Annotated in this window: 29 protein-coding genes; 10 read left to right on the top strand and 19 right to left on the bottom strand. The window is 69.0% G+C overall.

All coding sequences use genetic code 11. The annotated features are described in order from the left end of the window. Positions 1-12: 12 nt before the first annotated feature. Positions 13-1,215 (bottom strand): MFS transporter, encoded by a 1,203-nt coding sequence (locus LPH33_RS00900; protein ID WP_229566774.1) that lies wholly within the window; start codon positions 1,213-1,215, stop codon positions 13-15. Between the two features lie 92 nt (positions 1,216-1,307). Between LPH33_RS00900 and LPH33_RS00895 the strand changes: the two genes are divergently transcribed. Continuing rightward, the gene (locus LPH33_RS00895) at positions 1,308-1,808 is read left to right on the top strand and encodes a PaaI family thioesterase (RefSeq protein WP_088896834.1); all 501 of its coding nucleotides are present in this window, start codon (positions 1,308-1,310) and stop codon (positions 1,806-1,808) included. A 78-nt stretch (positions 1,809-1,886) separates the two neighbouring features. On the opposite strand, the gene serS is transcribed toward LPH33_RS00895, so the two are convergent. Both serS and LPH33_RS00885 read right to left on the bottom strand, forming a co-directional pair. Next, positions 1,887-3,149 carry a serine--tRNA ligase gene (gene serS / locus LPH33_RS00890; RefSeq protein WP_059382100.1) on the bottom strand — a complete coding sequence of 421 codons (1,263 nt, stop codon included), beginning with the start codon at positions 3,147-3,149 and terminating at the stop codon, positions 1,887-1,889. 11 nt (positions 3,150-3,160) lie between these two features. Then, positions 3,161-3,553, bottom strand: coding sequence for an ankyrin repeat domain-containing protein (locus LPH33_RS00885; protein ID WP_229566772.1), 393 nt, complete (start codon positions 3,551-3,553; stop codon positions 3,161-3,163). Between the two features lie 36 nt (positions 3,554-3,589). Between LPH33_RS00885 and LPH33_RS00880 the strand changes: the two genes are divergently transcribed. Beyond that, positions 3,590-4,648, top strand: coding sequence for a septum formation family protein (locus LPH33_RS00880; RefSeq protein WP_016691841.1), 1,059 nt, complete (start codon positions 3,590-3,592; stop codon positions 4,646-4,648). 13 nt (positions 4,649-4,661) lie between these two features. Then, on the top strand, positions 4,662-5,000 hold the full coding sequence (locus LPH33_RS00875) for a metallopeptidase family protein (RefSeq protein WP_229568523.1): 339 nt from the start codon (positions 4,662-4,664) through the stop codon (positions 4,998-5,000). A 27-nt stretch (positions 5,001-5,027) separates the two neighbouring features. On the opposite strand, the gene LPH33_RS00870 is transcribed toward LPH33_RS00875, so the two are convergent. From LPH33_RS00870 to LPH33_RS00830, 9 genes are all read right to left on the bottom strand, one after another. After that, complete coding sequence (locus LPH33_RS00870; RefSeq protein ID WP_016933301.1) at positions 5,028-5,189, bottom strand: hypothetical protein; 162 nt, start codon at positions 5,187-5,189, stop codon at positions 5,028-5,030. A 122-nt stretch (positions 5,190-5,311) separates the two neighbouring features. After that, positions 5,312-5,599: a putative quinol monooxygenase gene (locus LPH33_RS00865; RefSeq protein WP_059382096.1), complete on the bottom strand. Its 288-nt coding sequence runs from the start codon at positions 5,597-5,599 to the stop codon at positions 5,312-5,314. Positions 5,600-5,686: 87 nt separating this feature from the next. Then, complete coding sequence (locus LPH33_RS00860) at positions 5,687-6,085, bottom strand: NUDIX hydrolase (protein ID WP_170318549.1); 399 nt, start codon at positions 6,083-6,085, stop codon at positions 5,687-5,689. A 49-nt stretch (positions 6,086-6,134) separates the two neighbouring features. After that, on the bottom strand, positions 6,135-6,893 hold the full coding sequence (locus LPH33_RS00855; RefSeq protein WP_160876640.1) for an SDR family NAD(P)-dependent oxidoreductase: 759 nt from the start codon (positions 6,891-6,893) through the stop codon (positions 6,135-6,137). A gap of 23 nt (positions 6,894-6,916) precedes the next feature. Further along, a complete protein-coding gene (locus LPH33_RS00850; protein ID WP_229566770.1) occupies positions 6,917-8,074 on the bottom strand; it encodes an acyl-CoA dehydrogenase family protein in 1,158 nt (385 codons plus the stop codon). A gap of 8 nt (positions 8,075-8,082) precedes the next feature. Continuing rightward, positions 8,083-9,066 (bottom strand): NAD(P)H-dependent flavin oxidoreductase, encoded by a 984-nt coding sequence (locus tag LPH33_RS00845; RefSeq protein WP_277370716.1) that lies wholly within the window; start codon positions 9,064-9,066, stop codon positions 8,083-8,085. A gap of 38 nt (positions 9,067-9,104) precedes the next feature. Continuing rightward, positions 9,105-9,758, bottom strand: coding sequence for a TetR/AcrR family transcriptional regulator (locus LPH33_RS00840; protein WP_229566769.1), 654 nt, complete (start codon positions 9,756-9,758; stop codon positions 9,105-9,107). 31 nt (positions 9,759-9,789) lie between these two features. Next, the gene (locus LPH33_RS00835; RefSeq protein ID WP_120281047.1) at positions 9,790-10,551 is read right to left on the bottom strand and encodes a 3-hydroxyacyl-CoA dehydrogenase; all 762 of its coding nucleotides are present in this window, start codon (positions 10,549-10,551) and stop codon (positions 9,790-9,792) included. Positions 10,552-10,605: 54 nt separating this feature from the next. Next, on the bottom strand, positions 10,606-11,799 hold the full coding sequence (locus tag LPH33_RS00830; RefSeq protein ID WP_229566767.1) for a thiolase family protein: 1,194 nt from the start codon (positions 11,797-11,799) through the stop codon (positions 10,606-10,608). Positions 11,800-11,971: 172 nt separating this feature from the next. Here LPH33_RS00830 and LPH33_RS00825 point away from each other — a divergent pair, with 172 nt between their 5' ends. Together LPH33_RS00825 and LPH33_RS00820 are read left to right on the top strand one after the other, a co-directional pair. Next, entirely contained in the window at positions 11,972-12,949 is a 978-nt protein-coding gene (locus LPH33_RS00825) for an NADPH:quinone oxidoreductase family protein (protein ID WP_229566765.1), read from the top strand. 10 nt (positions 12,950-12,959) lie between these two features. Then, the gene (locus LPH33_RS00820) at positions 12,960-13,739 is read left to right on the top strand and encodes an enoyl-CoA hydratase (protein ID WP_229566763.1); all 780 of its coding nucleotides are present in this window, start codon (positions 12,960-12,962) and stop codon (positions 13,737-13,739) included. A gap of 61 nt (positions 13,740-13,800) precedes the next feature. Here the strand turns inward: LPH33_RS00820 and LPH33_RS00815 are convergent, their stop codons facing one another. Further along, positions 13,801-14,376 (bottom strand): TetR/AcrR family transcriptional regulator, encoded by a 576-nt coding sequence (locus LPH33_RS00815; RefSeq protein WP_160876628.1) that lies wholly within the window; start codon positions 14,374-14,376, stop codon positions 13,801-13,803. A 70-nt stretch (positions 14,377-14,446) separates the two neighbouring features. On the opposite strand from LPH33_RS00815, the gene LPH33_RS00810 reads away from it, so the two are divergent. Then, the gene (locus LPH33_RS00810) at positions 14,447-15,022 is read left to right on the top strand and encodes a dihydrofolate reductase family protein (protein ID WP_016691827.1); all 576 of its coding nucleotides are present in this window, start codon (positions 14,447-14,449) and stop codon (positions 15,020-15,022) included. Positions 15,023-15,048: 26 nt separating this feature from the next. On the opposite strand, the gene LPH33_RS00805 is transcribed toward LPH33_RS00810, so the two are convergent. The 4 genes from LPH33_RS00805 to LPH33_RS00790 form a co-directional block, all read right to left on the bottom strand. Next, positions 15,049-15,684: a TetR/AcrR family transcriptional regulator gene (locus tag LPH33_RS00805; protein ID WP_006553412.1), complete on the bottom strand. Its 636-nt coding sequence runs from the start codon at positions 15,682-15,684 to the stop codon at positions 15,049-15,051. Between the two features lie 92 nt (positions 15,685-15,776). Beyond that, positions 15,777-16,439 (bottom strand): histidine phosphatase family protein, encoded by a 663-nt coding sequence (locus tag LPH33_RS00800; RefSeq protein ID WP_229566762.1) that lies wholly within the window; start codon positions 16,437-16,439, stop codon positions 15,777-15,779. Between the two features lie 2 nt (positions 16,440-16,441). Then, complete coding sequence (gene pheA, locus LPH33_RS00795; RefSeq protein ID WP_016691825.1) at positions 16,442-17,368, bottom strand: prephenate dehydratase; 927 nt, start codon at positions 17,366-17,368, stop codon at positions 16,442-16,444. A 74-nt stretch (positions 17,369-17,442) separates the two neighbouring features. Further along, positions 17,443-18,105 (bottom strand): hypothetical protein, encoded by a 663-nt coding sequence (locus LPH33_RS00790; RefSeq protein WP_160876664.1) that lies wholly within the window; start codon positions 18,103-18,105, stop codon positions 17,443-17,445. A gap of 108 nt (positions 18,106-18,213) precedes the next feature. Between LPH33_RS00790 and LPH33_RS00785 the strand changes: the two genes are divergently transcribed. After that, positions 18,214-18,981 (top strand): DUF2470 domain-containing protein, encoded by a 768-nt coding sequence (locus LPH33_RS00785; RefSeq protein ID WP_016691823.1) that lies wholly within the window; start codon positions 18,214-18,216, stop codon positions 18,979-18,981. 32 nt (positions 18,982-19,013) lie between these two features. On the opposite strand, the gene LPH33_RS00780 is transcribed toward LPH33_RS00785, so the two are convergent. Next, entirely contained in the window at positions 19,014-20,315 is a 1,302-nt protein-coding gene (locus LPH33_RS00780) for an MFS transporter (protein WP_229566760.1), read from the bottom strand. A 195-nt stretch (positions 20,316-20,510) separates the two neighbouring features. Between LPH33_RS00780 and LPH33_RS00775 the strand changes: the two genes are divergently transcribed. The 3 genes from LPH33_RS00775 (at position 20,511) to LPH33_RS00765 (ending at position 23,417) form a co-directional block, all read left to right on the top strand. Continuing rightward, the gene (locus LPH33_RS00775) at positions 20,511-21,317 is read left to right on the top strand and encodes a CPBP family intramembrane glutamic endopeptidase (RefSeq protein ID WP_088896836.1); all 807 of its coding nucleotides are present in this window, start codon (positions 20,511-20,513) and stop codon (positions 21,315-21,317) included. A 202-nt stretch (positions 21,318-21,519) separates the two neighbouring features. Beyond that, positions 21,520-22,731 carry an LCP family protein gene (locus LPH33_RS00770; protein WP_229566758.1) on the top strand — a complete coding sequence of 404 codons (1,212 nt, stop codon included), beginning with the start codon at positions 21,520-21,522 and terminating at the stop codon, positions 22,729-22,731. A gap of 140 nt (positions 22,732-22,871) precedes the next feature. Beyond that, entirely contained in the window at positions 22,872-23,417 is a 546-nt protein-coding gene (locus LPH33_RS00765; protein ID WP_229568520.1) for a ferritin, read from the top strand. 84 nt (positions 23,418-23,501) lie between these two features. Here the strand turns inward: LPH33_RS00765 and LPH33_RS00760 are convergent, their stop codons facing one another. Next, positions 23,502-24,419: a DUF5926 family protein gene (locus LPH33_RS00760; RefSeq protein WP_088896838.1), complete on the bottom strand. Its 918-nt coding sequence runs from the start codon at positions 24,417-24,419 to the stop codon at positions 23,502-23,504. Positions 24,420-24,476: the final 57 nt, after the last annotated feature.

The raw sequence follows: 24,476 nt of genomic DNA, 5'->3' as shown, positions 1-24,476 counted from the left end.
CGCACCCGGTAGTCACCGCTCCCGTTCGGTCGCGGCGGGTCGCGCCGCGGGCAACAGCCTCGGCGCGACCACGCCCAGCCCGACCAGTGGGAGCACCGTCACCGCGACCAGCACCGCCATCGGCAACCACAGCGAGCCGAGCGCGTAGGCGGCGAAGATCGCCACCGACAGCACCTCGCTCGTCAGGCCGACGACGGACGAGACGGTCGCCCGGGCACGACCGGACATCGTGTCCTGCAGGCGCGCCTCGGCGACGATCGCCGTGTTGTGCAGAGCGCCGTAACCCACACCGATCGCCGTGAACCCGGCGATCCCTCCCGCGAGGGCACCACCGGCGATCAGTACCGATCCGACCATCACGACGGCACCCATGGTGCGGCCGCTCATCGTCGCCGTCCGTCCGACGGTCGCGGCACCGACCACCTGCCCGACGGCCGTCAGCGCGACCAGCACCGGCACGAATCCGGTCTCCGCTCCCGATTCGCGTGCGAGGAGAGCGAAGTACTCGTCGAAGGCAAGGCAGGCGAGCAGCGCGGCCGCGAGGACGACCGATCGTCGCACCGCCCGGTCGGTGCGGATCTCGGACGTGCCGGCCCGCAGCGACGACATGTAGCGGACGAGGACGGTGTCGCCGCTGCCGGCGATCTCGTCGGCCTCCTCCACCTTCGGTGCAGCCGGAAGCGTTCCCACGAGCGCGATGTCGACGACGGTGATCGCGACCGAGACCCAGCCCACGAGCGCGTACCCACCGAGTTCGAACAGCGGTGCCGCCGTGAGGATCGCGACGAAGACACACGTCATCTCACCCGCGTTGGCGTATCCCATGATCGCCGCGTACCGGTGTTCGCACCCGCGCGCGGCGAGTTCGTCGTAGACGAGGGCCTCGAAGGTGCCGGATTTCATCGACTCGCTGATGCCCCACAGGACGAAACCGAGCGCGAACCCCCAGTAACCGGGCCAGATCAGCCACGTCGTGAACGCGGCGGTGAGGAGGGCGCCGCTGCCGAACAGCAGACCGCGACGGGAGACGGTGTCGGCCCACGCACCCGACGGCACCTCGGAGACGAAGGCAACCACGGACCACAGGACGAACAGCGACGAGATCGAGCGGGTGTCGAGACCGTGATCCTCGAACAGCAGCGCGTACAGGCCGTAGAGCGGCACGAACTCACGGACGGACGCGTACGCGACCACCCGCGCGGACAGCGAGGTCACCGGATCGGATCAACATCGACGGCGCATGCAACGAGAATGGCACGCCCGGCTCCACATGTCACCCCTCCGGAGGTGGGATACGGTCGGTCATCGTGAGCACGGACGAGCAACAGCAGCGGCAGCGTACCTACACGTGGGAGGACCCGGCACCGACGTCGGCGGCCAACCGCGACATGCACGGACTCGACTTCCTGCTCGGGCTGATCGACGGGACGATCCCGCACCACCCCACCTCCCGCACGCTCGGCTTCACCGTCACCGATGCCGGCGAGGGCTTCGCCGAGGTCACCCTCGAGCCGCAGGAGTTCCACGCCAACGCGGTGGGCAGCATCCACGGCGGCGTGCTCGCCACCCTCTTCGACACCGCGATGGGCTTCTGCGTGTCGAGCACTCTCGAGGCCGGGGTCGGGTACACGACCCTCGACCTGCAGGTGCGCTACGTCCGCCCGGTGCAGACCGGTAAGGGCGTCATCCGTGTGCAGGGTTTCTGCGAGCACACCGGACGTCGCACGGCGACGGCGCGCGGCGAGGCCCGCGACTCCGAGGGCCGCCTGCTCGCGACGGGCTCGACCACCTGCCTGATCCTGCGCTGACAACTGCATCCCTTACGAAAATGGCTTCCCGCTACGGCAATTGCCGTAGCGGGAAGCCGATTCTGTAGCGGATGAAGATCAGCCGGCGGGTTCGAGCACCTCGCGTCCCACGAACGGGACGAGGGCCTCGGGCACCTTCACCGAACCGTCGGCCTGCTGATGGTTCTCGAGCAGCGCCACGAGCCAACGGGTGGTCGCGAGCGTGCCGTTGAGGGTCGCGGCGGTCTGCGGCTTGCCGTTCTCGTCGCGGTACCGGATGTTGAGGCGACGCGCCTGGAAGGTGGTGCAGTTCGACGTCGACGTGAGCTCGCGGTAGCGCTCCTGCGTGGGCACCCACGCCTCGCAGTCGAACTTGCGGGACGCCGACGACCCGAGATCTCCGGCGGCGACGTCGATGACGCGGTACGGCACGTCGATGGCGGCGAGCATGTCGCGCTCCCAGGCCAGCAGACGCTCGTGCTCCGCCGCGGCCTCCTCGGGCCGGCAGTAGACGAACATCTCGACCTTGTCGAACTGGTGCACGCGGATGATGCCGCGGGTGTCCTTACCGTAGCTGCCCGCCTCGCGACGGAAGCACGACGACCAGCCCGCGTAGCGCTTCGGCCCCTTCGACAGGTCGAGGATCTCGCCCGAGTGGTAGCCCGCGAGCGGCACCTCGGAGGTGCCCACGAGGTAGAGGTCGTCCTCCTCGAGCCGGTACACCTCGTCGGCGTGCTGGCCGAGGAAGCCGGTGCCCTGCATGACCTCGGGACGCACGAGCACGGGCGGGATCATCATCGTGAACCCGTTCGCGGTGGCCTTCTGAGCGGCGAGCTGCAGCAGACCCAGCTGCAGCAGCGCACCGTAACCGGTGAGGAAGTAGAACCGGGCACCGGAGACCTTGGCGCCGCGCTCCATGTCGATGAGCCCGAGCGACTCGCCGAGCGCGAGGTGGTCCTTCGGCTCGAAGTCGAAGGTGGGCAGCTCGCCGACGGTCTCGAGCGTGACGAAGTCGTCCTCGCCGCCGGCGGGCACGCCGTCCTGCACGACGTTCGAGATCGCGAGGTGCGCGCGATCGAAGGCCTCCTGCGCGGCGTGCTGCTCGGCCTCGAGTTCCTTGACCTTCGCGGCCAGCTCCTTGGCGCCGTCGAGCAGCGCGGGGCGTTCCTCGGGGGACGCCTTGCCGACCTTCTTGCCCAGGGCCTTCTGCTCGGCGCGTGCGTTGTCGCCTGCGAGGACCGCGGCGCGACGGGAGGCGTCGGCCTCGAGCAGCACGTCGACGAGGCCCGGGTCCTCTCCCCGCATGCGCTGCGACTCGCGGACGGCGTCGGGATTCTCGCGGAGGAACTTGAGGTCGATCACGGAATCGAAGCCTACCGCTGCCAGAGTTCCAGGTAGTCGTCGCGCCCGAACATCTTCGCTGTGTCCTCCGCGGTGGGGTGCCCGTGATGCGGGTCGGCGCCGGCCTCGGCGAGCACCCGCACCACTGCCTCGACACCCTTGAAGACCGCACCCGCGAGAGGTGACTGGCCGCGGTCGTTGAGCCGGTTCACGTCGGCTCCCCGCTCGACCAGGGCCTGTACGGCGTCGGCATGACCGTGGTAGGACGCCAGCATGAGCAGCGTGTCACCGGTCTCGTTGGTGAGGTTCACCGGTACCCCGGCATCGACGTACGCGGTGAGGGTCTCGACGTCTCCCTGGCGGGCGGCGTCGAAGGTCTGCTTGGCGATCTCGAGAATCTCGGGATCGATCGGGTCGTCGGCCATGAGCCGAAACTACCTGCGTCCACTCGAACAGGCATGATGGAAGTGATGGCCGAAGACAACAAGCCCAAGCCCGACCGGCGCCCGCCCTCGGCGCGGTTGACCCGACGCGCCCTCGTGCTCGTCGCGGCCGGTGCCGTCCTGGCGGCGATCGCGACGTTCGTCGTCGCGGGGTTCCAGGGCGCCGACGGCGGGGACGACAGCGGCGGCGCCGGCATCAGCACGACCGGCGCGGTCGCCGGGGAGGCGTTCGGTACCGCCACCGCCGGTGACTGCCTGACCTGGAGTGCTCTCGACGCGAGCGACCTCGCGAAGGTCGACTGCGCCGAGACGCACCTGTTCGAGGTGGTCGCCGATATCGACCTGAGCCTGTATCCCGGCACCGAGTGGGGGCCGGGATCGCGGTTCCCGTCGGTCACGCGTTTCACCGAGCTCCGCGACGAGCAGTGCGCACCCGCCGCGATGGACTACCTCGACGGCCGGTTCGACCCGCACGGCAAGTTCAGCATCGGCCTGATCAACCCCGGCGAGGCGGGCTGGGCGGCCGGCGAGCGCACGCTGCGGTGCGGCCTGCAGTTCTCGTCGACCACCGGCAACCTGCTGCCCATCAAGGGCCGGGTCGCCGATCAGGATCAGTCGCGGGCGTGGGATGTCGGTGTCTGCATCGGCATCAACAACGGTGTGCCCGCCGACCCGGTGGAGTGTTCCAAGCCGCACGCCTTCGAGGTCGTCGCGGTCGTCGACCTGGGTGGACAGTTCCCCGGCGGCCTGCCGAGCATCGAGGACCAGGACGGCTATCTCGAGGAGACCTGCACGCGCCTGGTCAACGAGTACCTCGGCGATCCCGAGGCCCTGCGCAACAAGACCCTCACGCTGTTCTGGGACAACCTCGACTACGACAGCTGGCTCGCCGGCAGCCGCAAGGTGAACTGCTCGATCGGCAAGCAGGTCGAGGGTGGTGGCTTCTCGTCGATCACCGGCAGCGCCAAGGGCGACATCCTCATCGACGGCCAGCCGCCGGTGCCGCCGCCGCCCGTGCCGGAAGGCCGATCGCTGCCGACGCCGCTGCCGGGCGCCGTTCCCCTGCCGGGGTCGTGACGTGCCGGTGCACATGGAGGACGAGCACTTCGACGAGCTCGTCTCGGAAGCGCTCGACGAGATCCCCCGCGAACTCGCGCGGGCGATCGACAACGTCGTGGTCCTCGTCGAGCCGCGCCACGAGGACGAACCGGATCTGCTGGGTCTGTACCAGGGTGTCGCGCTGACCGAGCGCGACAGTCACTACGCGGGATCGCTACCGGACACGATCACGATCTACCGCGACGCGATCCTCGACATCTGCGAGGACGACGACGACGTCGTGCACGAGGTGCTCGTCACCGTCGTCCACGAGATCGCGCACTATTTCGGAATCGACGAAGAGCGCCTCCACCAGCTGGGCTGGGGCTGAGGCGCTCTTCGCGATCGGTACCGGGTGCTACTTGTTGCGGGCCGCGGTCGCCTTGTCGAGGCGGGGTCCCTTGGCCTTGCGCTGACCGAAGTGCGGGCTGAGCGTCGAAACGACGAACATGATGACGGTTCCGACAGCGACGACGGCCACGGTGAGCCACACGACGATGACGCCGAAGAGTTCCAACATGCCCGGTTACCTCCACAGTCGATGTCACTTCGAGGCAAACGGCACACGTCCGCCCCGGGGGTCACCCTACCGCCCGCGTTCCGCCGGGTGACGACCGACTCCGCCCGCGCTCCGGTGGGGACTCAGAGGGTGGTGAAGTGCTCGAGCTTCGGCGCTCCCGCAAGGAGGGGTCCGAGGTCGGTGATGGCGCCCTCGCCGGCGCGGAACTTGCGGTAGGCGGCGTCGTGCTCGGCCGAGCGCCACTTCTCCACGACCACCCAGCGGGCCTCGTTCTTCTGATCCACGAGGATCTCGATGCCGTCGCATCCGTCGAACTGTCGCGTCTCGTCGAGCACGCGGGTCATGACCTTCTTCGCGTCGTCGAGGGAGTCGGCCTTGAATTCGAGTTCGAGCAGAGCGGTGAGCGCCATGGGAGACCTTCCGTGATGTGCGATGTGACTGCCCTCACCACATTTCCCCATGGGTGAGAACTGCGCAATACCTCTGTGGAAACAGGATTATCGGGAGGCCGACGCGAGAGCGGGAAGGACGTGGTGCTCGAGCAGCGGCGCGAGATCGTCGGGCAGCGGTAGGGCCGCCGGGTCGAGCCAGCGCGTCTCCGCGATCTCCGCGGCGGCACCGGCGACCTCCACGAGCGGGTGTTCGTAGACGGTTCCTTCGAGCCGGTAACCGGGCTCGTTGGCGGCCTCGGCGTCGAAGACCCCGACGAGACGCAACGACGACAGATCCAGTTCGGCGCCCAGTTCCTCGGCGCACTCGCGCACGGCGGTCTCGGCCGGGGTCTCCCCCGGATCCGGCTTGCCTCCGGGCAGCATGAACCGCGACGTGTTCCGCTTCCGCACGGTGAGCACCTCACCGGCGGCGTTGCGGAGAACGACGGCGCTCACTCTGATCACACGGTCACGAATCGCGGGGTGCTGGTTCACCGGACCATCCTAGGACCGGTCAGAACATGCTGTAGCCACCGTCGATGAGCGTCGTGCTGCCGGTCTGGAAGGACGATGCATCGCTCGCGAGGTAGACGGCGATGCCTTCGAAATCCTCCGGGGTGCCCCACCGGCCGAGCGGCACGCGGCCGATGACGTTCGAGTTGAAGACGTCGGACTCCTGCAGCGGACCGGTCATGTCGGTGGCGATCCAGCCCGGCAGCACGCTGTTGACCCGGATCCGGTGACGCGCGAACTCGACCGCACAGCCGTTCGCGAGCGCGAGCACCGCGGCCTTGCTCGCCGCGTACGGCTGGTTGCGTGCGGCCCCCTGCAGCGCACCGAGGCTCGACGTGACGATCATCGACCCTCCGGTGCCCTGCTCGACGAGCACGCGCGAGGTCTCCCGCATCGTGAAGTACGCGCCGTCGACGTTCGTGGCCATGGCCGCGCGGTACCGCTCGGTCGTCGACTCGTGGAACTTCTGCAGCGACGACCCGAAGCCCGCGTTGACCACCACGATGTCGAGCCCACCGAAGTCGTCGACGAGTGCCGCGACACCGTCGGCCACGGCCTGTTCGTCGGAGACGTCGACCGAGCGCGTGGCCACGCGGCCGGCGAATCGCCCGATGTCCGCCGCGGCCTTCGCGAGCTTGTCCTCGCTCCGGCTCCACAGGGTGACGTCGGCGCCGGCACGGGCGAGGCCCCGGGCCATACCGAGACCGATCCCCGCGGAACCACCCGTGACGAGAGCGCGCTTGCCTGTGAGGTCGAACATCGAATCCCTCTTCCCTGAAACGATTACGCGTACCCGACAGCGATGTCGCGGCCGATGATCTCCTTCATGATCTCCGTGGTGCCACCGTAGATCGTCTGGATGCGGGCATCGACGTAGGCGCGCCCGATCGGGTACTCCATCATGTAGCCGTACCCGCCGTGCAGCTGCACGCAGCGGTCGACGACGCGCTTCTGCAGTTCGGTCGCCCACCACTTGGCCTTCGACGCATCCACCGGCGTGAGCTCCCCCGCGTTGAGGGCGAGTACGCACCGGTCGACGTGCGATTCGGTGATCTCGATCTCGGTGAGCATCTCGGCAAGCGCGAAGCGGGTGTTCTGCAGGTCGCCGATGGGCTTGCCGAACGCCTTGCGCTCGAAGACGTACTGCACGGTCCACTCGTAGGCGGCCCGCGCCGAGGTGATCGCGCTGACGGCGATGCCGATGCGTTCGAGGGGCAGGTTCTCCATCAGGTGCACGAAACCGCGACCGTCGGTACCGAGCAGGTTCTCCGCCGGGACGCGGGCGTCCTCGAAGACGAGTTCGGCGGTGTCCTGCGCGGCGAGACCGACCTTGTGGAGCTTGCGGCCCCTGCTGAACCCGGGGGTGTCGCGCTCGACGACGATGAGCGAGAAACCCTTCGACCCCGCGCTCGGGTCGGTGCGGCACACCACGATGACGAGATCGGAGTGGATTCCGTTGGTGATGAACGTCTTCTGCCCGTTGATCACCCACTCGTCACCGTCGCGCACGGCGGTGGTCTTCACGCCCTGCAGGTCGGATCCGGCACCGGGTTCGGTCATGGCGATCGCGCCGATGCGTTCACCGGTGGCCAGCGCCGGCAGCCAGCGGGCCTTCTGCTCCTCTGTGCCGAGGTGGAGGATGTACGGGATCGCGATGTCGTCCTGCAGTGCGAGTCCGGCGCCGAAGGAGGTCGTGCCGGTGCGCGCGATCTCCTCCTGCACGATGTGCCGGAAGCGGTAGTCGGTCACGCCCGAACCGCCGAACTGTTCGGGCACCCCGAGGCCGACGATGCCGGCCTTGCCCGCGGCGATCCACGCCGAGCGGTCGACGAGGCGCTCCTCCTCCCACCGCTCGTAGTTCGGTTCGATCTCGCGGGCGAGGAATTCGCGCACGGTCTCCCGGTACGCCTCGTGGTCGTCGTCGAAATGGGTGCGTTTCATGGCTTCTCCTAGGCGTTCACGCGCGACATCATGCCGCTCAGGCGCTCCGCGATGAGACTCTCGGCGTCGGCGACGATGCGCTCGACCAATTCCCCCGCGGTGGGGATGTCGTGGATGATTCCCTGGACGGTACCGACGGTCCAGATGCCGGCCTCGGGATCACCGTTCTCGTAGACGAGGCGGCCGCGGGCACCGGCGACGAGTTCGCGCACGTCCTCGAACTGCCCTCCGCGGTCGAGGATCTCGACGACCTCGCGGCTGACGGTGTTGCTCGCGACGCGGGCGGTGTTGCGCAGCGGACGGAAGATCAGTTCGGTGTCGGTCTCGTTCGCCGCGACGATGGCTTCCTTGATGTTGCGGTGGATCGGCGATTCCTCGGTGCACATGAAGCGGGTGCCCATGTTGATGCCGTCGGCGCCGAGCGCCAGCGCGGCGACGAGACCACGGCCGTCACCGAATCCGCCGGAGGCGATCATCGGGATGGTGATCTTCTCGGCCGCGGCGGCGATGAGCACGAGGCCGGGGACGTCGTCCTCACCGGGATGCCCGGCGCATTCGAAACCGTCGATACTGATGCCGTCGACACCGATGTCCTGCGCCTTGACGGCGTGCCGGACGCTGGTGCACTTGTGCAGCACCTTGATTCCGGCAGCGTGGAAGTCGGGCAGGTGCGGCGCGGGATTCGACCCGGCCGTTTCGACGATCTTCACACCGGAGTCGATGATGACCTGGCGGTACTCCTCGTAGGGCGGCGGGGTGATCGCCGGCAGGATCGTCAGGTTGACGCCGAACGGCTGGTCGGTGAGCTCGCGGGTGCGCTCGATCTCCTTCGCGAGATCCTCGGGGCTCGGCTGCGTCAGGGCGGTGATCATGCCGAGCGCGCCGGCATTGGCGACCGCTGCGACGAGTTCGGCACGGCCGACCCACTGCATCCCTCCCTGCACGATGGGATGGCGGACGCCGAAGGTTTCGGTGAAGGCGGTGGTCAGCACGGCATGGACTCCTTGCGTGGAGGTGGGTCGAAAGACTCTCAGGCGGCCGGGTGGTGACCCACGACCCGCAGTGCGATCACGATGTACCGCTGCGCGACCTGAGCGGGAGTGAGGGGTCCGCCGAGCTGGTACCAGCGGACGATGGACTGGAACATCCCGAGGAGGGCGCGCACGGCCTCCTCGACGTCGTCGACGTCGAACACCTTCTGGGCGACGCCCTCGCGCACCAGGTCGAGCATCATCAGCTCGAGACGCTTGCGGGTCGCGGCGTAGGTCCGGCGGTTCTCCGGGGAGATGTGGCGCACTTCGGAATCCAGGCCCGAACGCTGTGCGCGGTGGGTCATGTTCAGCACGATCGCCTCGACGGCGTTGACGAAGCGGGCGACCGGGTCGTCGCCGCCGTCCGCGACCGCGGCCGAGACACGGTCGATGAGGTCGAGGACGGCGGCGTCGAGCAGCGTGACGAGAACGGCTTCCTTGTTCTCGTAGTGGTAGTACAGAGCGGGCACCGTCACGCCGACCCGGCGGGCCAGGTCGCGGACGGTGGTGCCGTGGAAGCCGTTCTCGCTGAACGCTTCCAGGGCGTGTTCGAGGATGGGGTCGAGCCCCAGAGGCTGGAACTCACGCCAGTCCGCGGACTGCACGTCCGCGTGGGGCGTGTCGGATTCCTCGGCCTCGTATGCCGGGGTCATCGACCCCCTCCTCTCACAGTCGGTGCTCGGGTCAGCGCGGAGCCATGCGGATCGCGCCGTCGAGGCGGATGACCTCGCCGTTGAGCATCGGGTTCGAGACGATGTGCGCGGCGAGGGCACCGTACTCGGACGGATCGCCGAGGCGGGCCGGGTGCGGCACCTGTGCGCCGAGCGAAGCCTGGGCCTCCTCCGGCAGCGAGCCGAGCAACGGGGTCTTGAACAGGCCCGGCGCGATGGTGACGACGCGGATGAGCAGCGACGCGAGGTCGCGGGCGATCGGCAGGGTCATGCCGACGACACCACCCTTGGACGCCGAGTAGGCGGCCTGTCCGATCTGGCCGTCGAAGGCGGCGACGGAGGCGGTGTTGATGATGACGCCGCGCTCGCCGTCGACCGGCTCGGTCTTGGCGATGCGCTCGGCGGCGAGACGGATGACGTTGAACGTGCCGAACAGGTTGACGTCGACGACCTTCTTGAACGCGTCGAGCGGGAAGGCACCCTTCTTGCTGACGGTCTTGATCGCATTGCCGATGCCGGCGCAGTTCACCGCGACACGCACGGGTCCGAGCGACTCGGCCACGTCGAGGGCCTCGGTGACGGCGGCCTCGTCGGTGACGTCGGCGGCGACGAAGCGGACGCGGTCGCCGAGCTCCTTGGCGATGGTCTCACCGTTGGACGACGGCAGATCGATGATGACGATCTGCGCGCCGTCGTTCAGCAGGGCCTTGACGGTGGCGAGACCGAGGCCGGAGGCACCACCGGTGACGACGGCGACGCTGTCGTTGACGATCATTGATTACCCTTTCGAGAGTGGTTGCGGTTCGGAGATGTTCGAGACTTCGAGACGTCAGAGGCGTTCGATGACGGTCGCGTTGGCCATGCCCGCGCCCTCGCACATCGTCTGCAGGCCGTAGCGACCGCCGGTGGCCTCGAGGTGGTTGACGAGGGTCGACAGCAGGCGGGTGCCCGACGAGCCGAGTGCGTGGCCGAGCGCGATCGCGCCGCCCCACGGGTTGAGCTTGGCCGGATCGGCACCGAGTTCGTGCGCCCAGGCGAGCGGCACGGGCGCGAACGCCTCGTTGACCTCGTAGGCGTCGATATCGTCGATGCCCAGGCCCGCGCGGGCGAGGACCTTCTGCGTGGCCGGGATCGGGGCGGTGAGCATGAAGACCGGGTCGTCGCCGGCGACGGAGAACGAGTGGAAACGCGCACGCGGGGTCAGGCCCAGCTTGGTGGCCATCTCCTCGCTCATGATGAGCGCGGCCGACGCACCGTCGGTCAGCGGCGAGGAGTTACCGGGGGTGATGACCCACTGCGCCTCGGGGAAGCGGGCCGCGTACTCCTCGGTGTAGAAGGACGGCTTGAGGCCGGCGAGGCCCTCGGCGGTGGTGGAGGCCCGCAGCGTCTCGTCGACGGTGTGCTGCACCTGCTCGCCCGCGGCGTTCTCGACGGTGATCGGGACGATCTCCTTGTCGAAGTAGCCGGCCTCGTAGGCGGCGGTGGCACGCTGGTGCGACTGCGCGGAGTAGGCGTCGAGGGCGTCGCGGTCGAACTTCCACTTCGCGGCGATGAGCTCGGCCGAGATGCCCTGGTTGACCAGGCCCTCGGGGTAGCGGGCGCGCACGCTCGGGCCGTGGGTGTCCTTGCCGAGGGTGGCGGTGCCCATCGGGATGCGGCTCATCGACTCGACACCGCACGCGATGACCATGTCGTAGGCGCCGGCGATGACGCCCTGGGCGGCGAAGTGCGCGGCCTGCTGGCTCGATCCGCACTGGCGGTCGATGGTGGTCGCGGGCACCGACTCGGGGAAGCCGGCGGCGAGGAGCGCGGTGCGCGAGATGTTGAGGGACTGCTCGCCGACCTGGGCGACGCAGCCGCCGATCACGTCGTCGACCTGCGCGGGGTCGATGCCGTTGCGCTCGACGAGCGAGCGCAGGACGTGGGCGAGGAGTTCGACGGGGTGGGTGCCGGACAGGGCGCCACCCGGCTTGCCCTTACCGACAGCGGTACGGACGACGTCGACGATGACAGCGTTGGTCATGACGATCCTTTCGAAAGTGCAGCGTGCAGGCCGGAGACGTTCCCAGCGGCGTACTTATCGATCGCTAAAAGCTCTACCACGGACTTAGCGCTCGGTCAATGGCCTCTGAGAGCTAGCGCACGCTAAGCCACTCTGATAGTGATGGATCACGACCCGAGTCGAGGAGACGCCCGTGCGCGCAGCGCAATTGACCGAACACGCCGGCCCCGACGCCGTCCGCGTGACCGACATCCCCGAACCCGAGGCAAGCGATTCGCTCGTCCTCGTCGACCTGCACGCCGCCGGCGTGTCCTTTCCCGACCTGCTGCAGACGACCGGCGGCTACCAGATGGTCCGGCCGCTGCCGTGCGTACTCGGCGCCGAAGGAGCAGGCATCGTCCGCAGCGCACCCGAGGGCAGCGTCCTCACCGCCGGACAGCGCGTCGCCGTGCTGTCCATCGACGGATCGTGGCAGCAGACCGTCGCACTGCCGCGCGAACTGGTCTTCCCGCTGCCCGACAGCGTGTCCCTGACCGCGGGCGCCGGGATGCTCATGAACTACTTCACCGCACACTTCGCGCTCGACGAGCGCGCCCGGTACCGGACCGGCGAGACCGTCCTCGTTCACGGCGCGGCGGGTGGTCTCGGAGTGGCGTCACTGCAGGTCGCGGCAGCGCTCGGACTCGAGACGATCGCGGTGGTGAGCACCGAGGAGAAGGCCGCGGTGGCCAAGGCCAACCGCGCGACCCACACCGTCCTCGCCGAGGGGTTCAAGGACCGTGTCCTCGAACTGACCGGGGGGCGCGGGGTGGACATCGTGCTCGATCCCGTGGGCGGCGACCGCTTCACCGACAGCCTGCGCAGCCTCGCTCCGGGCGGGCGTGCAGTCGTCCTCGGGTTCACCGGCGGCAGCATCCCCACCGTGAAGGTCAATCGCCTTCTGCTCAAGAACATCTCGGTCGTCGGCGCCGGGTGGGGCGAGTACCTCCGCACCGACCCCGGCTACCCGGCGCGGCAGTGGGCCGCGCTCGAACCGCTGCTGCGCGACGGGACGCTCGCCGTCCCCGAGCCCACCCTCCATCCCCTCGACGAGGCTCCGGCGGCACTGCGTTCGCTCGAGAACCGTTCTGCGACCGGCAAGGTCGCACTCGACCTGACGTCCCGACCCTAGGAGAACAGCCATGACCGACGACCTGCCCGGTGTCGACGCGACCGTCGACGACGGCGTCCTGCGCGTCACCCTGAACCGTCCCACGCGGATGAACGCCGTGAAGACCGAGACGCTCGACGCGATCGCCGACGCCTTCGAGAAGTACGCCGACGACGCCTCCGTGCGGGTCGCGCTGCTCACCGGCGTCGGTCGCGCGTTCTGTTCGGGCGCCGACCTCTCCGGACGTGACCTGAGCGCACCGCCCTCCGCCGACACGATCGACGCCGCCAACCGCGCGGTGGCCGCGATCCGGGCGTTCCCCCGGCCGGTCGTCGGAGCGGTCAACGGCGCGGCCGCGGGCGTCGGCGTATCGCTCGCTCTCGCATGCGATCTCACCGTCGCGAAGGAGTCGGGATACTTCCTGCTGGCCTTCACCCGGGTCGGTCTGATGCCGGACGGCGGTGCGTCCGCGCTCGTCGCCGCGTCGATCGGTCGTGCACGGGCGCTGAAGATGGCCCTGCTGGCCGAGCGACTTCCGGCCGGTGAGGCCCTGGCTTCCGGTCTCATCGCGGACGTCTACGCGGACGACGACTTCGACGGTGCCGTGGAGACTCTCGTGCAGCGACTCGCCGACGGCCCGTCGACCGCCTTCGCCTCGACGAAGAACGCGATCAACGACGCGACGCTCACCGAACTCGACCACGCCTTCGCCCGCGAGCGCGAAGGGCAGCTCGTCCTGCTCGGCAGCGCCGACTTCACCGAGGGTGTGACGGCCTTCCAGGAGAAGCGCACCGCGAACTTCCGTCGCTGAGCCGTCGACGATGTCGGTGGATCCGGCCCCGCTGAGCGGGGTCGGATCCACCGAAGTCGTTTCAGGCGTCGGGGATCACGCGTTCGACGGCCGCCCGCACCAGTTCGGCGACACGGTCCTCGTCGACGATCCCGGGGAGGGTGATCCGGTCGAGCACCAGCCAGTTCAATGAGAGATAGAGCAGCACGACGGCGTCCTCGCCGCCCGGCAGACCGGAGTGCCGGTAGTTGGCGATGTTGAAATCCAGGTCGGCGCGCACCCGCTCGGTGAGCAGGGCTTGCAGTTCGGGTCGCCGGGTGGCTTCGAGGCGTAGTTCGAGGAGCGCGAGGTAGCCGGCGCGGAACCGGATGAGCCGGTCGACGACCTCCGTCATCAGTTCGATCATGGATTCGCGGGTCTGCGGCGCCTGCGACTGTGCCATGACCTCGTCGGCGGGCAGGAGCCGCTCGTAGTAGCGGTGCCCCACCTGGACGAGCAGGTCGTCGCGGTTGGCGAAATAGTTCGACGCCGTCCCCGTCGGGACCCCGGCCTCCTTGTCCACCGCGCGGAAGGTCAGCCCTCGCGCACCGTCGCGCGCCAGCACCTCGATCGAGGCATCCAACAAGGCCTGTCGCCGTTCCGGATTCGTGCGAACCACTTGACACCACTCCATGTGTAGTACTACGTTCAAACCACTTCAATCATAGTACTACGAATGGTGGTCGAAGATGCGAAAGCTCGTCTACTACGTGGCAGTGACCCTCGACGGCTACATCGCCGGCCCGAACGGGGAGTACGACTTCTATCCGATCTGCGACGACATGACCGCGGCGATGAGCGCGAGATATCCCGAAGCCGTTCCCACGGCGCTCCGCGAACAGATCGGCATGCCGGTCGACACGCCGAACAAGGAATGGGACACGGTGATCATGGGGCGCGGTGCCTACGAACCCGGTCTCTCGCTGGGACTCACGAGCCCGTACAGCCACATGCAGCAGTACGTCGTGTCCCGCACTCTCGCGCCGGTCGACGATCCGCAGGTCCGGATCGTCGACACCGACCCGGTCGAGCTGGTCCGAAAGCTGAAGGCGGAAGAGGGGCTCGACATCTGGCTCTGCGGTGGCGGCAACATCGCAGGGCAGCTGGTCGACGAGATCGACCGGCTGATCTTCAAGAGCTATCCGGTGATCGCGGGCGACGGCATCCCGGCACTGTCGGGCAACTTCGTCCCCACGCGATTCGACGTCACCGCGCGCGAGGAGTTCAGCAACGGCACGCAGGTCACCTGGTTCGACCGCCGCTGAACTTCGATCGACACCGAATCCGGCCGTCAGACCCCGACGGTCTTGAGGGCGATGCCGACGTACTTCTGCGCGACGGCCTCGGGGCTGAGCGTGCCCTCCGCGTGGTACCAGCGCGGGATCGACTGGCACATGCCGAGCAGGGCACGCGTGGTCTCGGCGGGATCGTCCACGTCGAACACGCCCGCGGCGACGCCCTCCTCGACGATCTGGCGCACCAGCTGCTCGACGCCCTTGCGCACCGCGCGGTAGCGCTGGCGGTTCTCGGGGCTCAGGTAGCGGGCCTCACCCTCGAGCGCGGCGAGGCGGGCCCGCAGGGTCATGCGCAGCACGATCGCCTCGATGACGTTCGACAGCCTGCGCACCGGGTCGCCGTCGGCGTCCTCGGCGGCGGCGTGGGCTCGGGAGAGCACGTCGCTGGTCGAGAGCTCGAGAAGGGCGATGAGCAGCCCTTCCTTGTTCTCGTGGTGGTAGTAGAGCGCCGGGACGGTGACGCCGACGCGGCGCGCGATCTCCCGCACCGAGGTGCCGTGGAAGCCGGTCTCGTAGAACGCGTCGAGGGCGGCGGTGAGGATGGGACTGAGCTGCATCGGCTCGAGGATGCGCCAGTCCGGGATCGCCTCACCGTTGGTGAGGGTGTCGGCCCCGTCGCTCGAAGCACCCATGAAACCGCACCTACCTACCGATCGCTACTTCATACGGACGCCCCGAGGATACCCGTATGTTTTGCGCTCGAAGGATCGGAAGGTGGGCGGTATCACCCCATCGGGTCGTCGGCACCACCGCGCGCCGTGTCATGGAAGGGCGCGAGGAAGGTTCCCCAGCGCACACACTCCCAGCCACCGCCGGCCACCGGCACCAGTTCGACCGTCTCGGTGTTGGCCAGGTGGTTGGTGATGGCGAAGCCGGACGGCACCTTCCCGAGATAGGCGGCGACGAGGCGGATGGCGGCACCGTGACTGACGACCACAACGTCGCCCGAACCGGTATCGAGATAGTCGCTGCGCAGCGAGTCGAGGACGGGCAGATACCGGTCGAGCACGTCGAGCGCCGACTCACCGCCCGGGACCCGGGCCCGCAGGTCGCCGTTGTGCCATTCCTCGTAGACCTTCATGAACAACTTGTGCGACTCCTCGTCGCTGCGGTCCTCGAGTTCGCCGACCTGCACTTCGTGCACGCCCTCGCGGACGACCGCCTCGAGCGACACTGCCGGTGCCGCGTGCTCGGCCGTCTGCTGAGCGCGGAGTGCCTGCGATGCGACGAGCAGCGACGGCGTCCGCTCGACGAGGTTCTTCCCGAGCGTGCGGGCCTGTTCGACACCGAGCTCGGTGAGCTCCGCCCCGGGGAGTTTCGTGTCGAGCCTCCGGGCGACGTTCGCCACCGTCTGGCCGTGCCGGGCCAGGATCAATCTGCCGCTCACCGTCAGTCCTCTCCGCGCCGCAGCCGGTCGAGCCACCGCGCATCCTCGTCGTCCGACACGGGTGGGACACCGTGTTCGGACACAGCGGGCCACGATCCGAGGAAGCGCACCTGCGCGAAGCGGTGCAGTCCCTGCAGCGCCTCGGCGACCAGCGCGTCGTCGATGTGACCCACACAGTCCAAGTGGAAGAAGTAGGTGCCGTATTCCCTGCGTGTCGGCCGGGACTCGATGCGCGACAAATCGATTCCGCGCGTGGAGAACTCGGTGATGGCACGCACCAGCGAGCCGGGCTCGTTGGGGAGCTGAAGCACCACCGAGGTGCGGTCGACACCGGTGCGCTTCGGTACCGGCCGCGGCTGCGTGATGAGCACGAAGCGGGTGCGGGCGCCCTCGAAGTCGGCGACCTTGTCGGCGAGGACGGACAGGCCGAGCCGCTCCCCGGCGAGCGCCGTGGACACCGCCGCGTCGACCTTGCCGGACGCGACGTCCTCGGCGGCTCCCGCATTGGAGGCCGCGGTCACGACCTCGGCGTCGGGCAGGTGGTCCTCGATCCAGCGCCGCACCTGCGCCGCCGCCACCGGATAGGCGCCGATTGTGCGGACCCGATCGCGGGTGATCCCTTCGCGGGTGACCACCGTGAACGCGATGTCGAGTTCGACCTCCGACACGATCTGCAGGCGCGGCCCGAGAGCCAGTGCGTCCATGGTGGGCGGCACCGAACCCTCGACGGAGCTCTCGATGGGGACGACGGCACCGTCGACCTTCCCGTCGCGCAGGAGTTGCAGGGCAGCGGGCGGGCTGGCGGCCGAGACGCGCTCGACGTCGGCTGACCCGTCGCCGAGCACGTCGAGCGCACCGAGGCTCTCGAAGCGGTCGAGGGCCATCTCGGTGAACGTTCCCGACGGTCCGAAATAGGCGATACGTGGCACGTGTACGAGGTTACGCATCGGTCGTGACCGGAAGGCGGACTCTGCGTGAACCGCATCCGAGCGGCGGACGCGTGTCAGTCGGTGGTGAGGTCGAGCGCCCCGAGTTCCCGGACGACGGTGTCGGTGTCGTCGACCTCGACGACCAGCAGGATCTCCCGCACCGCCGCAGCGGCCTCAGGCACGAGCCGCCGGAGGCGGGTCACGTCGGGAGTCGCGAGGGCGTCCCGGACGTCGAAACCGCTCAGCGCCGCGACGGTGGCGGCGAGCAGCGCGACGACGTCGTCGGTGCCGGTCGCGCGGGCGGCGTATCCGGTGTCGGCGTGCGCGAGGACGGAGAGGAAGTCGGCGACGGCGTCGGCACCGCGACCTGCGGTCAGGCCGGGGATGTGACCGGCCTCGGTGAGCGCGCGAGCGGCGTCGGCGAGCGCGGCGTCGGGCACGTGCGGATAGACCACCAGGGGTGCCGGCGCGGTGATCGCGAGGACGTCCTCGAGCTCCTCGGCCGCGCAGTCGACCTGGTACCGGACCGGACGCCACCCGGCGGGCGAGGGCAGTTCGGCCGAGGCGTCGAGTTCGACGACGAGCTCGCGGGTCGGCGATCCGGTGACGGCAGCGGCCGGGACGACGGGCGGGGCGAGCATGCGGCCGGTCGCGGCGAGGGCGTCGGTGAGGCTGTCGTGCCGGTGCGTGAGCAGCGCGTCGAGCAGTCCGCGGGGCTCGTCGCGGGACGGCGGCATTCCGAGGGGAAGTGGGATCGGCACCGATCCAGGCTACCGACGGACCACTTGCGACCGCGATCACAATCACTTAGGTTTGCCTCACCTACATCGAGAAGGAGGGTTGGCATGCAGACCACCACATCCGTCATCCCCGCGCCGACCACGGCCGAACGCGTACGCACCGCCCTCATCCGTGCCGACACGACGCAGCTCGCGATCGACGGCTGCGACCCGCTCCCCACCTCGGTCCACCATCTGCTCGACGACGGGCAGGTCGCGGTGGTCGTCGCCGAGGACAGCCTCCCCGTCGCACTCGCCTGGCAGGCCGGCAGCGCAGGCATCCCCGCGATGCTCGAGCTCACCGACCACTCCCCGATCGCCCTGCGCAATCCGGTGCGGTCGCTCATCTGGCTCAGCGGCACCCTGCGTCCCGTGGAGCATCCGCGCCGGCTCGCCGCCGAGATCGCGGAGATCCTCCCGCACCCCGAACTCCTCGACGTCGGACACCGCTCCGAACTGCTGTGCCTGACGCTCGACTCCGTCGTCGCCGCCGACACCACCGGGGCCGAGGCGGTCGACGTCACCGACGTCCTCGACGCCGCACCCGACCCGTTCGCCGCACTCGAGACCGAGTGGCTCCAGCACCTCGAACAGGACCACGCCGACATCGTGCGGCAGATCGCGCGACGCATCCCGCCCGCGCATCGCGGCGGACGGATCCGTCCCCTCGGCCTCGACCGCTACGGGCTGCGCCTGCGCGTCGAGTCCGAAGGCGACGACCACGACGTGCGGATCCCCTTCCACGAACCGGTCGACGATCCCGCCGCCCTGGGTCGCGCACTGCGCCTGCTCGTCGGCTGCCCCTTCCGCAACGGACTGCCGCCGCGCACCTGAGCGGTACGCGGCGGCAGGGATCATCCGAACGATCAGACCTTCTGCAGGTCGATACCCTTCGTCTCCTTCATGATCAACGCGGCGACGCCCGTCGCGACGCACAGCGCCATGATGTAGACCCCGAAGATCCAGCCGATGTCGCAACTGGTCAGCAGCTGGTTCAGGTAGGGCGCGGTGCCGCCGAAGACCGCCACCGAGAAGGAGTACGCGAACCCGATGGCCTGGGTACGCAGGCGGGTCGGGAAGCTCTCCGAGAGGGTGCACGACAGGATCGCACCCGGGATCGACACGATGAGCAGGGCGAGGGTGGTCGACACGAGCAGCGTCCACCCGGCCGACGTGATCATCGACGTCAACGGGATCTGCAGCGCGAACATGAGGACCGCGAACCCACCGAGCATCGGGCGCCGGCCGATCCGGTCGGAGAGCCGACCCCAGAAGGGCAGCGAGACCAGAGCGATGACCTGGGCGATGACGAGCATCCAGTAGGCGGTGTCGGCGTCCATGCCCTTCTGCGTGATCGCGTACGTCGAAACGTACGAGGTCCACGTGTAGTGCGCTGCCGTGACACCCGAGGTCATGCCGATCATCAGCAGGATCGCGCGCACGACCACCTTGCGGGGAATGCGCGGTTCGTCGACCCGGGTCTCCTGCTGGTCGAAGACCTCGCTCTCCTCCATGCTGCGTCGCAGGTAGAGAGCGAACAGTGCCAGGAAGAAGCCGAGGAGGAACGGCACGCGCCATCCCCACTCGCCCACGGCGCTCTCGGAGAGCGTCGAGGTGACCGCTCCGCCGATCGTGTACGCCAGCACGGAACCACCGAAGATCGCGACGAAGGCGACGCTGCCCCACATGCCGCGACGATGCGGCGGCGCGATCTCGCTGACGTACGAGTAGGCGGTCGCCGACTCGCCACCGTGCGCGAAGCCCTGCACCACGCGGGCGAACAGCAGGAGCACCGACGCCCACACGCCGATCGACGAGTAGGTGGGCATGAGCCCGATGACGAGGCTGCCGCCGGCCATCATGAGCATGGTCGTGACGAGCACGAACTTACGGCCGCGCTTGTCGGCGATACGGCCGAACACGATGCCGCCGAGCGGTCGCATCAGGAATCCGACGGCGAAGACCGCGAGCGTGGACAGCAGCGCCGAGACCGGATTGTCGCTGTTGAACATCGCCGCGGCGATGAACGGAGCGAACACCGCGTAGGCGCTCCACTCGTACCACTCGAGGATGTTGCCCACGGAGCTGGCGAGAAGAGACTTCTTCTTCGATGCGAGAGTCACCGAAGTTGTTGCAGCTGGATTCTTCTCAGGTGTTTCGATGTTCATGTCCCTACTTCCGGGTCGCAGACTTCCCCTCGGCCCACAGGCCCCTATCCGCACCCGAGCGATCGATCGGTCGGGCGTGTTGAAGTGTGATGGGTCACAAGGACCGCTGTCAAATTGGACACATCACCGAGAACCGGTGGATCGCCTCCCCGCGGCGGAGGACCCGACCGCCCACGGTCCGGCACAATCGCTCCGGTGACGACCCTCCGCGACTGGCTGCGGCCCGCATCCCGCAATCCCGAGCCGCCCCTCGACCCCACCGAGCGTCGCGCGCTGTGGATCGAGATCACCATCGTCCTGCTCGTCACCTTCGGCCTGAGCGGGATCTCGTCGATCCTGTCGCTGGCCGAGGCGGCACTGGCACCGGAACCGCTGTCGGATCAGACCGTCGCCCTGAACACGCCACGCTCGTCGCAGGGGTTCATCGATCTCGCTCGCCAACTCCTCGGCATCGTGCGCCTGCTCGCCTGGGGTGCCCTCGGCCTGTACCTGCTCTGGCGCAGCGGTGTCGGACCGCGACTCGCGGGCCTCGCCCGACCCGGCCTGCGCCGGGACGTGCTGCCCGGGGTGGGACTGGCCGCCCTGATCGGACTCCCCGGACTGGCGCTGTACCTGGTGGCGCGGGCCGCCGGCCTGAACCTGACGGTCGCGCCGAGCCTGCTCGAGGACTACTGGTGGCGACTGCCCACCGAGGTGCTGTGGGCGATCGCCAACTCCGGGGCGGAGGAGATCCTGGTCGTCGCCTATCTCCTCACCCGTCTGCGGCAGCTCGGCTGGTCGGAGAATTCGTCGTTGCTCGCCTCCGCCCTGCTGCGCGGCAGCTACCACCTCTACCAGGGCATCGGCGGCGGGTTCGGCAACGTCGTCATGGGCCTGGTCTTCGGGCGCTACTGGCAACGAAGCGGCCGGTTGTGGCCGCTCGTGATCGCCCACGCGCTCATCGACACCATCGCCTTCGTGGGCTACCAAGCACTGAGGGGCCACGTCTCCTGGCTGCCCTGAACGTAGAGTTGTCCGGGTGAACGGCGACCCTCGCGACCCTCGGAACCGGCCGCGGCCTCCGCAGGGACCTCTCCCGCAGGGCCCTCCTCCCCGGCGGGCTGTACCGCCGAACCCGCAGCGCGGGGTACCGCCACAACGACCCGCCGGACCGCCTCCGTCACAGCGCCGGGGCGCTCCCCCGCCGTCCCCCGAGGGCACCCAGGTGCTGCGGCGCGACGGACGGCCGCAGTCACCGCAGGCGTGGTCGCAGGCGCCCGCGCCGAACTACCGGCCTGCTCCGAGGCAGGACCGGCAGCAACCGCTTCCGCAGCAACGACGCGACTGGGCACCGACGCAGCGACCCGAACGGTTCGCCGAACCCGCCCCGAACCGTCGCCCGCCGCGCGGGAACACACCGCCGCCCGGACCCCCGCGACGTCCCGCAGCACCGCCTTCACGGCCGGCACCGCGACGTCCGCTCGGTGCCCGGCGCATCCTGCGGCGACTCGCGATCGTCCTGGTCGTGCTCGTCGTCGCGATGGGTGCGAGCATGATCTACCTCGACGGCAAGCTCGCGCGCGTCGATGCGCTCGCCGACTACGACGGGCGCGTCGGCGACACCCCCGGCACGAACTGGTTGCTCGTCGGCTCCGACAGCCGGGTGGGACTCACCCCCGAGCAGGAGCAGGAATTCGCGACCGGCGGGGAGGTCGGCGCCGACCGCACCGACACCGTCCTGCTCGTCCACATCCCGCCCGGTGGCGGTGCCACGACGATGGTCTCCCTGCCCCGCGACTCCTACGTGAGCGTCCCGGGCTTCGGCCAGGACAAACTCAACGCGTCGTTCGCACTGGGCGGGCCGCAACTGCTCGTGCAGACGGTCGAGGGCGCCACAGGCGTGCATATCGACCACTACGCCGAGATCGGTTTCGGCGGGTTCGCGTCGATCGTCGACGCGGTCGGCGGGGTCGACATCTGCGTGCCCTATCCGATCGACGACCCGCTCGCCGGACTCAGGCTCGAACCCGGATGTCAGGAGCTCAACGGAGCGCAGGCCCTGGGCTTCGTGCGCACGCGCGCCACTCCGCTCGCCGACCTGGACCGGATGAACAATCAGCGCCTGTTCCTGTCGGCGTTGCTGAGCAAGGCCACGAGCCCCGGCACCTTCCTGAACCCCTTCCGGGCGTGGTCGCTGATGTCGGGTGCGGCCGGGTCGCTGCGGGTCGACGACGGCGACCATCTGTGGAACCTCGCGCGACTCGCGTGGGCGATGCGCGGCGAGACGGTCACCACGACCGTTCCGGTGGGCGGATTCGAGGACGTCTACGGCATCGGTAACGTCCTGCTGTGGGATCGTGAGCGCGCCGTACCGTTCTTCGGGGCCATCTCGGAGGGCGACCCGATCCCGCCGGAACTGCTCGCTCCGGCCCCCTGACGGACGCCGCGAATCGCTGTCGATCTTGGGGAAGGCTGTCCGAATTTTCCGTAGGGTAGCCGATGCTGCCTTGCGGAAGGGTAGCCAACACTTGGATGAAAAACGCGTTGACCTGCACTAACGTCGTGATCATGACGACGATGGGCGATATGACCAAGACCAAGTTCCACACGCTGCTGCACGACCAGATCCGCCACGAGTTCACGGCGTCGCATCAGTACATCGCCATCGCGGTCTTCTACGACAACACCGATCTCCCGCAGCTGGCGAAGCACTTCTACGCGCAGGCCGTCGAGGAGCGCAACCACGCCATGATGATCGTCCAGTACTTCCTGGACCGCGATATGGCCGTCGACCTCACCGGCGTCGACGCGGTGCAGTCGATGTTCGAGGATGCCCGCGAGCCGATCGCGCTGGCCCTCGCCCAGGAGAAGAAGGTCACCGACCAGATCGTCGAGCTCGCCCGCACCGCGCGCGACGAGGGCGACTACCTCGGCGAGCAGTTCATGCAGTGGTTCCTGCAGGAGCAGGTCGAGGAGGTCGCGACGATGACGACCCTGCTGACCGTGGCCGACCGCGCCGGTTCCAACCTCTTCAACCTCGAGGACTTCGTGGCCCGCGAGCTCAACTCGAAGGTGCGCGAGCCGCGCGGCAACGCCCCGCTCGCCGCCGGCGGCGCCATCTGATCGTTCCTCCATCCGGGGACAGCCCACCCGGAACGACGAAGGCCACCTCCTGCAGGAGGTGGCCTTCGTGCTGTCGTGAGCGCGTCAGCGCAGGGTGACCTGGCGGCTGCGCAGGCCGTCGCGCGACCGGCGCTCGGCGGCGGTGAGCGGTTCGTCCACGGCGAGGGCCTCGTCGAGACGCTGCCCGAACTCGATGGTCGGGGCGACCCACTCGTCGGGGTGCTTCTCGCGGTCGAGGTCGAAGACCGGCACCAGCAGACCGTGGGTGCGGAACGAACCGGCGAACCGCGATCCCTCACCGAGGTGCAGGCCGCCCGCCGCGTGCACGCGCGACAACGCCGCCATCAGCGCGTCCTCGTCCTCGGGTCGCACCCAGCGCAGGTGCGCCTTCTCGCCCGGATCGACCCACCACGCGCCGCGCAGACCGTCGCCCTCGAGACGCGCCGACGGCAGCACGGCTTCGTTCGCGTGCTTGACGGTGTGCGCGATCTCGGCGCTCGGTTCGACACCGGCCGGGATCCACCAGTCGAAATCGTTGTGGACGGTGATCGCCGGCACGGCTGCCGGGTCGATCAGCTCCGCCAGCGGCGGGGTGTCGTCGTCGCCGCTCGCGACCTGCAGCGACGAGCCCGGCTCGGCCGTGTGCGCCCAGTGCAGGGCCGCGGCCAGTTCACCCGCCGGGTCCGGCCCGAAGCCGGCGGCGAGCTGCAGGCCGACGTACGCGACCGGCGCACCGTTCTCCTCGCGGACCAGGGCCGCGACCCCGCCGGGGAGGATGGTCGCACCCACGACGCGACGGCCGTCCGCAGCGGCGGGCAGCTCTGCGAGGGCCGACGGCACGAACTCGCGAAGTGCCACGAGATCGCATTCGAAGGCGAGGCCTTCGAAGGGCCGGGACGTCGCGGCGGCCGCCGCTTCCCGCTCGAGTCGGCGCTGCTCGAGCTTCGCGGCGCGATTGCTGCCGGGCTTGGGTCCGCTGTTTCTCTTGCTCTTCTTGGCCACGGCGTCAAACTACACGGCGACCGGTGTCGCGATGTCGCGGTCGCGGGACCGGGTGGG

Source organism: Rhodococcus sp. RDE2 (assembly GCF_020885655.1).
Classification (GTDB): domain Bacteria; phylum Actinomycetota; class Actinomycetes; order Mycobacteriales; family Mycobacteriaceae; genus Rhodococcus; species Rhodococcus pyridinivorans.
This window is presented reverse-complemented; position numbering and strand designations above follow the sequence as displayed.